The sequence below is a fragment of the Rhizobium sp. BK379 genome (genome assembly GCF_014193955.1).
GTDB lineage: Bacteria > Pseudomonadota > Alphaproteobacteria > Rhizobiales > Rhizobiaceae > Rhizobium.
The window spans coordinates 643264-655836 of record NZ_JACIAD010000001.1 but is presented as its reverse complement, the minus strand read 5'-3'; the positions used below and the strand labels follow the sequence as shown (position 1 = coordinate 655836).

Below are 12573 nucleotides of genomic sequence, written 5' to 3'. Positions count from 1 at the left end.
AAGAGGAAAAATGGACGCAGACACGCCGGCTCGACGCGGCCCCAAGCCGAACATGCACATGCGGGAGAAGCTTATCGAGGCAGGTCTGAAGGAGATCCATGCTCATGGGTTTGCCGCGACCGGGATCCAGAAGATCGTCGACGACATCAAGGTACCGAAGGGCTCTTTCTACAATTACTTCGAGAGCAAGGAGGCCTTCGGGGCGGAGGTTTCCGATCGCTACTCCGAGCAGGCGCTTGCCCGGCTCACGAGTTTCCTTGCCGATCACGACAAACCACCGCTTCGCCGCCTCAAGGCCTTTTTCGACGATCGCACCGCGTCCTTTGCCTTGAGAGGTCATACGCAGGGATGCGTGCTCGGCAATTTCAGTGCCGAGACGGTGGACCACAGCGAGTTGATCCGCCAGCATGTGGCAGCGCATTTCGGCCGCTGGAGCGAGGTGATTGCGGCATGTCTGTCCGAAGCGCAGACAGACGGCACACTCTCTGGCGAACTGCCGGCCGGAGCACTTGCCGATTTCATCCTGAACAGTTGGGAAGGGGCGCTTCTGCGCATGCGCGCGGACCGTAGCGGAGCCCCGCTCGAGACATTCAAGCAGATGGTCTTTGACGTGCTGCTGCACGGCAAGGGGCATTGAAGGCTATTTACCCCGGTTAAGAAGAAATTTCCGTTCCGGTTCGGGCATTTACCATCTTTTCCGACGTCATGGATCGGTAACAGTTCCAGCTTAATTCCGACATGTTCGGGCTGGAGTTTCCGGCATCGATATGCGGGCGGGGGATCAGATGCCGGGCATTCTCATTGCAACCCTGTTGGCGACTGTCTCGGCCAAGGCGCCGATGGAGTATGCCAGCGGCGACCTTCTCTTTTCGGATTGTGGCGGTTCGCGGCAGTTCGTCATCGGCTATGTTTCCGGCTGGCTCGACAAATGGAACCGGGATGAGTTTCTTGCGCGGCGTTCGTTCGCGGATGCGGCCGGGGATCCGCAGGCGATGGTCAGTATAACCCGTCTCGGCCATTCGGTCGGGTGGAATATCTGCCTGCCGCCGGGCACGACACCCATCATAATCGGCGAAATGCTGTGCCACTTCCTGCAGGAGAATCCGGGCGTCCGCAGTGCTGAGGGCGACGATCTGGTGATGACCGTCGTTACCCGCAGCTACGGCTGCCGGTAAGGCAGGCGTCAGGCCTTGCTGACAAGGATAGCGCCGCCGATGATAAGCAGGGTGCCGGCAGAGAGTTTGATGATATCGATCTCAGCAGCCTCTCCCAGAAACACCGCGCCGACGGCGAGCGTCACCAGGACGTTGCAGCTCCAGATCGGCGCGAGTTTGGAGACCGGCACGCCGTAGGCAAAGAGCGCGAAGCTGATGAGGCCGGTGCCAAGGGCAAAACAGAAGCCGGCGGTGGCGGCAAAGCCGATGCCTTCTGCCGTCCAGGGCGCGGGGCGCCAGATCAGGGCGGAGATGCCGCCCGCTACAGCGAGCGTCAGGCCGAAGGCGATGAGATAGGCCGAAGAGCCGACGCCCGATACGGCGCTCTGCTTCTGGAAAATAGCGGTGATGCCCCAGAGAACGGCGGGGACCACGCCGCCGACGAATAAGGGCCAGAATCCAGTCATGATGTAACTCCTGTCGCACCGGACACGCTGAGACCTTCAGGGAAGGCGATCGGGATGTGGTGCCACCAGACTAGGAGTTTCTTCTTGTTCTTTGTGGTCTTGTTGTTTTGCTGAAAGTTGGCAGATTCACGCGCCGTCGGCAAGCAGCCGGATGAGTGTCACGCCCGCTTTTCCGCCTGGGCGGTGGCCATGGCGATGTCGCCGATTTCGGCCAGCGTCACCTTCTGGAATTCTTGCTCCAGCGTCTGTTCGGCGCTTTCGAAGGCGCGCTGCAGCTTGCCATTGGCGGCGCGCTCAACGGGGCAGGACGGGTGATCGTTGGAGAGCGGCGCATCGAGGATCGTTTCGCCCTGCAGGGCGCGTTGCACATCCAGAATGGTAATCTCTGCCAACGGCCTTGTCAGCGACCAGCCGCCACCGCGGCCGCCCTCCGATTCGACGATGCCGTATTGGCGCAGCGAGGCCATGGTGCGGCGGACGACGACAGGGTTGGTGTTGAGCATCTGGGCGATGCGCTCGCTCGTTTCCCTGCCGCCCAGCAATCCCATATGGACGAGAACATGGATCATTCGCGCCAGTCTTCCGTCTTGCCGCATCTGCGCCTCTCCATAGCGTAACAAATAATGTTACGGTCTATTGACTCCCATATTCTGTAACGTAAAAAGATACGGAATTAAAGATTCGATGTCGTCCGGATCCGATTTTTCCGAGGGCGACGGGCTTATTGTCGAGGAGGCAGCGATGCAGCAGCGCATGATCGAAACCGCAACCTTGAGGATGAACATTGCCGAAGCGGGCGAGGGGCCGCTGGTGCTGCTGTGCCACGGGTTTCCCGAGACATCGCATGCATGGCGTCATCAGATCACCGCACTTGCAGGGGCGGGCTTTCATGCCGTGGCGCCCGACATGCGCGGTTATGGCCGAACGGAAAGCCCTGATGAGGCCGGCGCCTATACGGTCGTCGATCTCGTGGCCGACATGGTGGCGCTCGTCGATGCGCTTGGTGCGGAACAGGCTGTCATCGTCGGCAATGACTGGGGTGCGACGGTTGCCTGGCAGGCCGCGCTGATGCGTCCGGACAGGTTCCGGGGTGTCGTCGCGATGAGCGTGCCTCTCATGGGTCAGCCGCCGATACCGCCGACGAAGATCTTTCCGGCCACGGCAGATCATCTGCTGTATGTGCTCTACTTCCAGCAGCCGGGATCGGCGGAGGCCGAGTTCGAGCGGAATGTGGAGGTCACGCTTCGCAAGATCTATGGCGCCGCAAGCGGCGAGGCGGGCCCGCGGCTGCCGGGCGACGGAACGCCCAATCCCTTCGGCATGGTCTCGCGCGCTTCCGGTTTGCTCGCCGATCTGCCGGAAAGCGATACGCTTCCCGCCTGGCTTCCGAAATCCGATCTCGATACGTTCGTCGACGCCTTCAAGGCATCGGGCTTTCGCGGCGGCCTGAACTACTATCGCAACCTCGACCGGAACTGGGAATTGCAGAAGGCTTTTGCGGGGCTGAAGATCGAGATCCCCGCGCTGTTCATGGCCGGCGAACGCGATACAGGCCTTGCCATCCCCGGAATGCGGGAGATTATCGGCGCGATGCCACAACTCGCGCCCGACCTCAGGGCGACGCAGTTCGTTCCCGGCGCCGGCCACTGGCTGCCGCAGGAGCGGCCCGACATTGTCAGCCGCGCGATCATCGATTTCGTGCGGGGCCTGTGAGCGGTTTAATCGCCGTCTTCGAGCATCCGCTCAAGGGTGGCGATCAGTTCCCGACTGCCGGTGCGGTCATCGGCGATTGTCTGGAAGACGCCGGCCATGCCCTTGAAGATGAGCGCGGCGGGATCGTCTTCGCCCAGGAACTCGGCAATCTCTTCCATTTCCGCCACCCAGCGATAGGCCTTCGGAAACATGTCCGGAATGGATTGGCGCAGCCGCTTCAGATGCTCGCTCTGGCTTTCGGCCAGTTCCACCTTCAATGCGTCGCTGGCACCAGAGCGTGCGGCCGCAAGCAGCATGGCGGCGGAGAGGCCGGTGATGCCCTTGTTGATGCCGGCGTAACACATCTTCAACGCGGAGGCGGCTCCAACGGGGCCTTTCACGCGGCGGATCTTCAGGCCAAAGCGGGAGAGCAGATCGGGTTCGCCGGCGAGATCACCGCAGAGGCAAACGACCGGGCCGGCCTTGCCGGGAACCGGCGGGCCGCCGATGATCGAGCCGTCGATGACCTTGGCGCCAGAGGAAGCGAGGCCCGCGGCCAGCGTTTCCATGGTCTTCGGGCTTATGGCATTGAGATCGACAAAGGATGGCTTTTTGCCGCTGTCGCGCAGCACCGGAGCGATGAGATCCGCAACCTTCTGCGCTTCTGCCGGCGGAACGATGGAGAGGATGATATCGGCCTCGGTGAACGCCGAAAGCGGAGCGGCGATGAGGCCAGCGGCTCGGGCGCGCTCGATTGTCGCTTGACTGCGTCCATCGAGAAAGGTGATGACCTTGGCGCCGGACTCGGCAAGGCGGCGGCCGACGGCACTGCCCATGGCGCCGGCACCGAACAATGCGATTGTGATGGACATTGGCGGAGAGACCTCATTGGCGGGATGGACTGAGATTAGGGCGGGACGGCCGCTGCCGCAAGGCGGGTGCGGCCTTCGGTCCGCGTCTCAAAGGCTCGTTATCTCCTCAGCCTCTCTATTGGTCCGGTTTAAGCCGGACTGCGAACGCGCGGCATCGCGACAGGCCCTCGGCGAGCTACCTGTCATGCGCTTGAAGGCATTACTGAAGGCACTCTCGGACGTATAGCCGAGCGAGCGGGCGATAACGGCGACAGGGGTGGTTTCCTCCCTGAGCGCCCGTTCGGCAAGGTGCATACGCCATCCTGCGAGATAGGTCAGAGGGGCCGCACCCGAGATCGTGCGGAAATGAAAAGCAAAGGTCGTGCGCGACATGGCGCAGGCACTGGCAAGCTCATCCAAATGCCAGGAACGGGTCGGGTCACCATGCATGAGGCGCAGTGCGGGTGCGAGGCGGGGATGCGACAACGCCCGTAGCCAGCCGGGAGGCATGAGCGCCGCCGTTTTCAGATGGGCGCGAAGGATCTGGATGAAGAGAAGCTGGGCAAGTTGCTCGCAGGCAAGACGAGCGCCGGGCTCTGTGGAAGCCCGTTCGTTGACGAGCTGGTCGAGAATCCATCTGATGGTCGAAGCCTGCAGGGACGCTGCGCCGATGTGGATCCAGGGCGGCAGGACATCGGCCAGCAAGCGGCCGCTGACGGGATCGAGCAGCACATGGCCGCCGATATGGGCAAAGTCATCGCCATCGCCAAGCTGCGCGGTCGAGCGGCCGGCACCTGAAAACAGGCTCATCGCGTCGACCGCGGGAACATCAAGTGCGCTCGACAGCACGAAGGAGCGCCGCGCCGAAAGAAGGCCGACATCGCCGGCTTCGAACAGCATCGGCTTCGGCTCACCATCGATATCAACCCAGCAGCTGCCCTTCACCACGGCAAAGAACTTGATCGTCTTCGGCACCGGAAAACGGATTGCCCAGGGACCTCCAGCCGTGAACCCACCCGTGACAAGTGTTTCGGCATTGGTGAATTTCAGGATATCGGAGAAGGGATCGGAAGGCATTCCCGCACTATCGCGCAAGTATTTCACCCGTTCAAGCATTCATAATCCGACCTGACAGTTCTAACTTTGATCTATGCCGCCGGACCGGCGGTGTTGGACAGAGAGAATCTTCATGACATTGAGCAGACGAAAACTTGGCAGCCAGGGACTGGAAGTCGGAGCAATCGGCCTCGGTTGCATGGGCATGAGCCAGTCCTACGGGCCAGCCGACGAGGCAGAATCGATCGCGACCCTGCACCGCGCCATCGAGCTGGGTTGCGATTTCTTCGACACGGCCGAGAATTACGGCCCATTCAAGAACGAGGCTCTACTTGGCAAGGCGTTCAGGGATCGGCGCGATAGGGTGGTGATCGCGACCAAATTCGGCTCACGCTTCGACGGTGACAGGATCGTCGGCACAGATAGCAGGCCGGAGAACATCATCCGGGTTGTCGAGGGTTGCCTCAGCCGGCTGCAGACCGATCATATTGACCTGCTTTACCAGCACCGCCTCGACAGGAGCGTCCCGATCGAGGACGTGGCCGGCACGGTCAGGGATCTGGTCATTGCAGGCAAGGTGCGCTTCTTCGGGCTTTCGGAGGTCGGTATCGCCAATCTTCGCCGCGCCCATGCCGTCCATCCTGTTTCTGCGCTCCAAAGCGAATATTCGCTCTGGGAGCGGAACCTGGAACCTGAGATCATTCCGGTCCTGCGCGAGCTTGGGATCGGTCTTGTACCGTTCTGCCCTCTGGGACGCGGCTTCCTCGCCGGTGGCGTGAAGCGGGCCGAGGACTATCCGGAAGGCGATACGCGGCGGATCGACCCGCGATATCAGGGCACAAACTACGATTCCAACATGCAGGCGGCGCAGATCGTCTTCGACATAGCCGCGAACAAGGGCGTGAAGCCCGGTCAGATCGCGCTCGCCTGGCTGCTGCGCAAGGGTGACGATATCGTGCCGATCCCCGGCACCAAGCGCAGATCCTATCTGGAAGAGAATGTTGCTGCTGCCTCTATCCGCCTGGACGCTGAGGAGGTGCGGAGGCTCGATGCAGCGCTGGTGACCGGGACTATATCCGGGAACCGTTATGCGGACTGGATCATGGCCACCATTGACCGTTAGTCCCGCATCCTCAGCTCATCCGTCTGCATCTGCAGGGAGCCCAGCGTTTCGAGGAAACTCATGCCGAGCAGGCTCTGGTCGAGCCTGCCATCTTCGGCGACAGTGGCGGCAACATTGTGACGCACGATGGGGCCGATCGCCACCTGATCGAGGGTGATGGGCGCGGCGCGAGCGCGGCCGTTGGCAGTCATCACGGTCATGGAGTAGGTGAGCTGCTTCGGATCGATGCCGATGCGCAACGCATCGGCGTGCGAGAGCGCCACCATGCTGGCGCCGGTATCGACCAGCATCGGCACGGACTGACCGTTGACGGATACCTCGGCCTCGAAATGGCCGTTCAGCATCTTGTGCACGATGACTTCCTGCCCGCCTTCGCTCGTTGTGACGACGACAGCACGGCCGGGCACGAGACCAGCAAGCAGGCGGTTGCCGACACCAAGCGCATCCTGCCGGTAGAGATAGGCAGTGGCGAGCGCCAGGATGATGACCAGCCAGATCATCAACTGCCGCATGGTCTGGCCGATGTTTCGACGGCTGCCCACGATACCGGCAGCCAGCATCAGGGCGATCGGCAGCAGGTAGACGAAGCGGCCGAAATCGTCGCTTGCCAGTCCAAAAATACGAGTCTGATCACTGTTGAAGAGCAGGACCGCAAGGCCAATGCCGATGACGGCAAGCAGGATGATGAGGCGCATCAGGCCGTCGCCTCCAGAGGTTTCGCCGATTCGGGAACACGTGCTGCGAGCCTGGCGGGCAGGCTGTTCATGATGGTTTCGCGGTCCTCGTCGGAAAAGCGCATCCAGCCGGCGATTTCATCCGTTGTGCGGCCACATCCGGCGCAGAGACCGGTGAGAGGATCCAGGGAGCATATGCGGATGCAGGGTGTTCGCATGAGCGTCATATCGTGATTTCAGAGGGCCATGGCAAGGGCGCAGAAAGCCGCGACCTCGCAAATCTGCTGGGTGGCGCCGAGCGTGTCGCCGGTATGGCCGCCGAGCCTGCGGCGGATAAACCAGGTGAAGACAAGCGTCGAGAGGCCGGCGGCGAGGAGAGCCGAGACGAAGGGAAGCAGACCGAGCGCGGGCCAGACGAGCATGGCAGTGATAAAGCCTGCCACGACGAGCGCGATCTGCATCGTCGCCTCGACGGGGCTGCCAGCCGAGGCTGCAAGGCCATCCGGCTTTGCAGCGGGAAGGCGCTGCCAGTGCCAGGCAATTGCACCGCGACTGAGCGCGGCAACGGCCGGAATGGCAAGAGCAGCGGCAAAGGGTGCTGCCTCGCGGGCAATGGCGGCAAGTGCGGAGGCCCGGAGAGCGAAGGAGAGGATCAGGGCGATCGCCCCATAGCTGCCGATGCGGCTGTCCTTCATGATGATCAGGCTCTGCTCGCGCGACTTGCCGCCGCCGATGCCGTCGGCCGTATCGGCAAGCCCGTCTTCATGCAGCGCTCCGGTGAGGATCGTCAGCACGGCGAGGGCGACGAGCGCCGCCATCAGGCGGTCGGCGCGAAAGGCCAGCATCAGCAGGAAGACGAGCGCGGGCAGGGCGCCGATGAGGAGACCGGCAAGCGGGAAGACACGCACCAGCCGGCCAAGCTTGCCGTCATAGCCGGCAAAGAGCCATGGCGGCATCGGAATACGGCTCAGGAAAGCCACGGCGCGCGCGGCATCGACCACGATGGCTTTTATCATTTCCGGATCATTCCTGCGGTCCCCTGTCTCTCCCGGCGTCTTTGTCTTGCTGCGGCTTTTGAGGTTGTTCCTCTTGGCCCGTCGCTTTAAGAGAGTCGCCACGCAAAGAACCCGATTTGCCGGGAAAAGACAAGAATACAAGGAAAGCCATCCAGATGAGCGTTTCAGGCCTGCCGTTCGACGATTTTCGCGCCCTTATTCGCGACCTGCCGGGACCGGATGCCCGTGCGCTGGTCGCCGCCCGCGAACGCGACGCGCAACTGACGAAGCCGCCGGGCGCTCTTGGACGACTTGAAGAAATCGCCTTCTGGCTCGCGGCCTGGACGGGCAGGGCGCCCGCCGTCAACCGGCCGCTGGTGGCGATCTTTGCCGGCAATCACGGTGTGGTGCGGCAGGGCATCACGCCTTTCCCGCCTGAGGTGACGCAGCAGATGGTGGAGAATTTCGCAGCCGGCGGGGCGGCGATCAACCAGATCTGTGTGGCCAACGATCTCGGCCTCAAGGTTTTCGACCTGGCGCTCGATTATCCGACCGGCGACATCACCGAGGAAGCCGCTCTTTCCGAGCGCGACTGTGCGGCCACCATGGCCTTCGGCATGGAAGCGATCGCCGGCGGGACCGACCTGCTCTGCATTGGCGAAATGGGTATCGGCAATACGACGATTGCGGCCGCGATCAACTATGCGCTTTACGGCGGCACCGCGCGCGACTGGGTCGGCCCCGGAACGGGCTCGGAAGGCGAGATGCTGGAACGCAAGATCGATGCCGTCGAGCGTGCGGTGGAGCTGCACAGCGATCACCTCGACGATCCCCTGGAAATCATGCGCCGGCTCGGCGGCCGTGAGATCGCAGCGATGGCAGGTGCAATTCTTGCGGCGCGCATGGAGCGGATTCCGGTGCTGATCGACGGGTACACGGCGACAGCGGCCGGCGCGATCCTCCGGGCGGCCAACCCGTCAGCGCTCGACCATTGCCTGATCGGGCATGTCTCGGCCGAACCGGGGCATCTGCGCGCCATCGAGCAGCTCGGCAAGACGCCGCTTCTGGCGCTCGGCATGCGGCTCGGCGAAGGTACGGGGGCAGCACTTGCCGCCGGCATCGTCAAGGCGGCCGCCGCCTGCCATTCCGGCATGGCGACCTTCGCCCAGGCCGGTGTCTCCGGAAAACACTAGGGCTGGAGCCGCCAAGCCGGCTTGCACATTGCTTGCACGCGAGCCAGCGACACGGTATCTGCGTATTCGCTTAAAAACAGAGCGCCGGTTCGGGGATCGGCGCGGGGAAAACGAGAGGCCGTTGACCAAACCCGCGGTGACCAAGGAGACAGGATTTCGCCATTTCCTGGCAGCGGCAAGCTATTCACTCGCCGGCTTCCAGCGGGTGCTGAAGGAATCGGCTTTCCGGCAGGAGATCGGCTTTTTCGTCGCGGCACTGATCCTGCTTTTCCTGATCGGTGCGGATGCCGCAGAGTTCGTCATCACGACGGTGCTATTCCTCGGACTCTTTTCAATCGAGGCGATGAATACAGCGGTCGAGGAAGTGATCGACCGGATATCACCTGAGATCTCCATCGTCGGCAAACATGCCAAGGATCTCGGCTCTTTTGCCGTGAGCTGCATGATCGCCGCCTGTTGCCTCTATCTCGGCTTCGTCGTGATCAAGCATCTATTCTTCTAAAAGAATGAGATGACTAGGCGAAGCTCTTGCGCTTCTTGGTGACGGGCTGCGCTTCTTCCACGGCCGGGATGCTCTGCAGCACGCGCTTGGCCGGCAGGATGGCGATGACTTCGGTGCCTTCGCGCAGCCTGGATTTCAGGATGAACTGGCCGTCATGCTTGGCAAGGATCGCCTGGACAATCGGCAGGCCCAGGCCGGTGCCCTGTTCGGCGCTCTTGATGGCAATCGATCCCTGGCCGAAAGCCGACAGCACGACCGGGATTTCTTCTTCGGGGATGCCGGGGCCGTTATCCTTGATCGAGATGTATTGACCACCGCCGGCAGTCCAGCCGACCTTGACGTTGATTTCTCCACCCTGAGGCGTGAATTTCACGGCATTGGAAAGAAGATTGAGCACGACCTGGCGCATGGATTTCTCATCTGCCCAGATCGACGGGAGCTGGCGCTCGACCTGATCGTGGATCGTGATGTTCTTGGCGCGGGCGCGAAGTTGCACCATGCCGATGCAGTCTTCGGTGATATCGAGCAGCGAGATCGCCTCTTCGCTGAGCTCGTATCGGCCGGCTTCGATACGGGAAAGGTCGAGGATCTCGTTGATCAAATCGAGCAGATGCTGGCCGGAGCGATGGATGTCGCCGGCATATTCCTTGTAGGTCGGATTGGCGAGCGGCCCCATGACCTCCGCCGACATGACCTCGGAGAAACCGAGAATGGCATTCAGCGGCGTGCGCAGTTCATGCGACATGGAGGCAAGGAAGCGCGACTTGGCGAGGTTTGCCTCCTCCGCGCGGCGGCGGGCCTCGTCGGACATGGATTTCGCCACTTCCAGCTCGGCGATCAGATCATCCTTTTCCGACTGGAAGGAGAGAATCTTAAGGCTGGACTGGAAGAGCCGGTCGCTGATGTAATTGAAGAAGACGACCGTCGTGGTGAAGACGCCGGTCAGGCAGAGTTCGAGAATATCGCGCGAAATGCCACTTTTTGCCGCGAGCGCAACGACAGCAGGCGCAAAACCGACAAGAACAGCGGGCGTCAGCATGAAATTCGACATGGTCGCGACCGACAGCGCGATCAGCAGGGTAGCGCCCTTATAGAGGGTGAAGCTCGAAGGTTCGCAGGCTGAACACTCCTGCAAGGCGAACACCGCCCAGCAGCAACCGATCAGGAACTGGCCCGCCAGCAACAGGTTGCGCCAGCGGCGCACCGTATCGGCAGTAATCTCCTGCTTTCTGGCACGGCGGGCCAGGAGGATATTGGCAGCATGACAAGTCAGCGTCAGCAACGCCCAGAAGAACAAGCTCGCATCCTCGGCGAAATAGGTGCCGAGTGCTGCAACGATAATGACGAAGGGCGGCATGATCGCCGCGCCCTGCAGGACAGCTGCAACATACATCTGCAGCACGTCACGATCAAAGGCGGAGCTTGAGGCATGGCCGGACTGCAAGCGTTCGCGCGTCTGCCGGACGGCCTTGGAAACCGCCTTGTTGCGGTGGCCGCGCGATTTGTCGACAATGATCTTGTCGGTTGATGTGCTGACGCCGGTACTCATGTGCACGTTGAAACTTGTCCCACAGATGAATAAGAGCTTAACCGGAAATTCTTAAGAAGATGTTTGCCATCTTTGCCAAGGGTTTGTTTTTCAAGGAGGCAAAAGCGTGGCACGGCTTCTGGTCTTGACCCGGGACGGTGCAACCGCTCTGGCTTTTCTTGTTCTCGTTGTATTAATCGCGGCCAAGCTCAACGATAGGCCCGACATCCGGCACCAGGGCGCCTTTCGCGCCGCCGACGGCGACAGCCTCGTTCTCGATGGCGAGCGCATGCGGCTTGATGGCATCGATGCGCCGGAACTGTCGCAGACTTGCGAGCGGCAGGGGCAGGACTGGGCCTGTGGCAGGCAGGCGCAATATGCGCTGCAGCAACTGGTTTCTGACGAGGCCACGCAATGCGGCGGAAACGAGCGCGATCGCTACGACAGGCTGCTTGTCACTTGCCGCAACAAGGCCGGCAATATCAATGCACGCATGGTTGCTAGCGGGATGGCGGTTTCCTATGGCGGTTATCAGCAGGAGGAAGGTAAGGCGAGGGGCCAAAAGCTTGGGCTCTGGGCCGGTCATTTTGAGATGCCGCGCGATGTCAGGGATCAGGCCCGACATGAGAGTTCAGGGCTCCGGCGGCTGATCGGCGGATGGACGGGATGGTAATCAAGAGTGCATTGAACGAGGAGCAATTGGACGAGCTGCGGGCCGAGATCGCTGCCTGCCGGATCTGTCGCGATGCGCCGCTGCGCGGGATCGAGGACCGGCTGCCGCACGAGCCGCGTCCGGTTGCCGTGCTTTCTTCCCGCGCCCGTGTGCTGATCGCGGGCCAGGCGCCTGGGCTGCGCGTGCATGAAAGCGGACTGCCATTCGACGACGCCTCCGGTGACCGGTTGCGGCAATGGCTGGAGGTGGACCGGCCGACCTTCTACGACCGGGATCGATTCGCGATCGTGCCGATGGGTTTCTGTTTTCCAGGTTATGATGCTGCGGGCAGCGACCTGCCGCCGCGGCGCGAATGCGCGCCGGTCTGGCGGGATCGCGTGCTCTCGGCCATGCCGCAGATCGAACTGGTGCTTGCCGTCGGCGGTTATGCGCAGACCTGGCATATGGGGGCTTTCAGACGCGAGAACATGACCGAGACGGTGCGGGCCTGGCGTGACAGCCTCGGCGCGCCGGGAAAGCCTTTGATTCTTCCTCTGCCGCATCCAAGCTGGCGCAACACGGGCTGGATCAAGCGCCACCCATGGTTTGAGGAGGAACTGCTTCCTGAGCTGCGCCGGCGAATCAAAATGCTGGCATTCTGAAACAAAATTCTTTTCGCCGGCCGG

At 62.0% G+C, this 12573-nt stretch carries 16 protein-coding genes; 8 read left to right on the top strand and 8 right to left on the bottom strand.

Annotated elements, in window-relative coordinates:
- Positions 1 to 10 precede the first annotated feature (10 nt).
- Together FHT93_RS03345 and FHT93_RS03340 are read left to right on the top strand one after the other, a co-directional pair.
- Positions 11 to 637 carry a TetR/AcrR family transcriptional regulator gene (locus FHT93_RS03345; RefSeq protein ID WP_183846085.1) on the top strand — a complete coding sequence of 209 codons (627 nt, stop codon included), beginning with the start codon at positions 11 to 13 and terminating at the stop codon, positions 635 to 637.
- Between the two features lie 148 nt (positions 638 to 785).
- Positions 786 to 1175 (top strand): Rap1a/Tai family immunity protein, encoded by a 390-nt coding sequence (locus FHT93_RS03340; protein WP_112968323.1) that lies wholly within the window; start codon positions 786 to 788, stop codon positions 1173 to 1175.
- 8 nt (positions 1176 to 1183) lie between these two features.
- On the opposite strand, the gene FHT93_RS03335 is transcribed toward FHT93_RS03340, so the two are convergent.
- Both FHT93_RS03335 and FHT93_RS03330 read right to left on the bottom strand, forming a co-directional pair.
- Positions 1184 to 1621, bottom strand: coding sequence for a hypothetical protein (locus tag FHT93_RS03335; RefSeq protein WP_183846084.1), 438 nt, complete (start codon positions 1619 to 1621; stop codon positions 1184 to 1186).
- A 158-nt stretch (positions 1622 to 1779) separates the two neighbouring features.
- Entirely contained in the window at positions 1780 to 2217 is a 438-nt protein-coding gene (locus FHT93_RS03330; RefSeq protein WP_113015712.1) for an Rrf2 family transcriptional regulator, read from the bottom strand.
- 145 nt (positions 2218 to 2362) lie between these two features.
- Between FHT93_RS03330 and FHT93_RS03325 the strand changes: the two genes are divergently transcribed.
- Positions 2363 to 3334: an alpha/beta hydrolase gene (locus tag FHT93_RS03325; RefSeq protein WP_183847496.1), complete on the top strand. Its 972-nt coding sequence runs from the start codon at positions 2363 to 2365 to the stop codon at positions 3332 to 3334.
- A gap of 5 nt (positions 3335 to 3339) precedes the next feature.
- Here FHT93_RS03325 and FHT93_RS03320 read toward each other — a convergent pair whose 3' ends face one another.
- Positions 3340 to 4185 (bottom strand): NAD(P)-dependent oxidoreductase, encoded by an 846-nt coding sequence (locus FHT93_RS03320; RefSeq protein WP_183846083.1) that lies wholly within the window; start codon positions 4183 to 4185, stop codon positions 3340 to 3342.
- A gap of 87 nt (positions 4186 to 4272) precedes the next feature.
- Entirely contained in the window at positions 4273 to 5241 is a 969-nt protein-coding gene (locus FHT93_RS03315; protein WP_112968319.1) for an AraC family transcriptional regulator, read from the bottom strand.
- 112 nt (positions 5242 to 5353) lie between these two features.
- Between FHT93_RS03315 and FHT93_RS03310 the strand changes: the two genes are divergently transcribed.
- Positions 5354 to 6343 carry an aldo/keto reductase gene (locus tag FHT93_RS03310; protein WP_183846082.1) on the top strand — a complete coding sequence of 330 codons (990 nt, stop codon included), beginning with the start codon at positions 5354 to 5356 and terminating at the stop codon, positions 6341 to 6343.
- On the opposite strand, the gene FHT93_RS03305 is transcribed toward FHT93_RS03310, so the two are convergent.
- From FHT93_RS03305 to FHT93_RS03295, 3 genes are read right to left on the bottom strand one after another with little or no spacing between them, the layout of a single operon-like run.
- The gene (locus FHT93_RS03305; protein ID WP_112968317.1) at positions 6340 to 7041 is read right to left on the bottom strand and encodes a TIGR02281 family clan AA aspartic protease; all 702 of its coding nucleotides are present in this window, start codon (positions 7039 to 7041) and stop codon (positions 6340 to 6342) included. The genes FHT93_RS03310 and FHT93_RS03305 overlap by 4 nt on opposite strands.
- On the bottom strand, positions 7038 to 7235 hold the full coding sequence (locus FHT93_RS03300) for a DUF1289 domain-containing protein (RefSeq protein WP_113116922.1): 198 nt from the start codon (positions 7233 to 7235) through the stop codon (positions 7038 to 7040). Before FHT93_RS03300 ends, FHT93_RS03305 begins: the two co-directional genes overlap by 4 nt.
- 18 nt (positions 7236 to 7253) lie before the next feature.
- A complete protein-coding gene (locus FHT93_RS03295; RefSeq protein ID WP_113015716.1) occupies positions 7254 to 8033 on the bottom strand; it encodes an adenosylcobinamide-GDP ribazoletransferase in 780 nt (259 codons plus the stop codon).
- Positions 8034 to 8188: 155 nt separating this feature from the next.
- Between FHT93_RS03295 and cobT the strand changes: the two genes are divergently transcribed.
- Entirely contained in the window at positions 8189 to 9205 is a 1017-nt protein-coding gene (cobT, locus tag FHT93_RS03290) for a nicotinate-nucleotide--dimethylbenzimidazole phosphoribosyltransferase (RefSeq protein ID WP_112968315.1), read from the top strand.
- A gap of 121 nt (positions 9206 to 9326) precedes the next feature.
- The gene (locus tag FHT93_RS03285; RefSeq protein ID WP_112547529.1) at positions 9327 to 9707 is read left to right on the top strand and encodes a diacylglycerol kinase; all 381 of its coding nucleotides are present in this window, start codon (positions 9327 to 9329) and stop codon (positions 9705 to 9707) included.
- Positions 9708 to 9720: 13 nt separating this feature from the next.
- On the opposite strand, the gene FHT93_RS03280 is transcribed toward FHT93_RS03285, so the two are convergent.
- Positions 9721 to 11256, bottom strand: coding sequence for a HAMP domain-containing sensor histidine kinase (locus tag FHT93_RS03280; protein ID WP_112968314.1), 1536 nt, complete (start codon positions 11254 to 11256; stop codon positions 9721 to 9723).
- A 106-nt stretch (positions 11257 to 11362) separates the two neighbouring features.
- Between FHT93_RS03280 and FHT93_RS03275 the strand changes: the two genes are divergently transcribed.
- Entirely contained in the window at positions 11363 to 11908 is a 546-nt protein-coding gene (locus FHT93_RS03275; RefSeq protein ID WP_183846081.1) for a thermonuclease family protein, read from the top strand.
- On the top strand, positions 11902 to 12549 hold the full coding sequence (locus tag FHT93_RS03270) for a uracil-DNA glycosylase family protein (RefSeq protein WP_183846080.1): 648 nt from the start codon (positions 11902 to 11904) through the stop codon (positions 12547 to 12549). Before FHT93_RS03275 ends, FHT93_RS03270 begins: the two co-directional genes overlap by 7 nt.
- Positions 12550 to 12573: the final 24 nt, after the last annotated feature.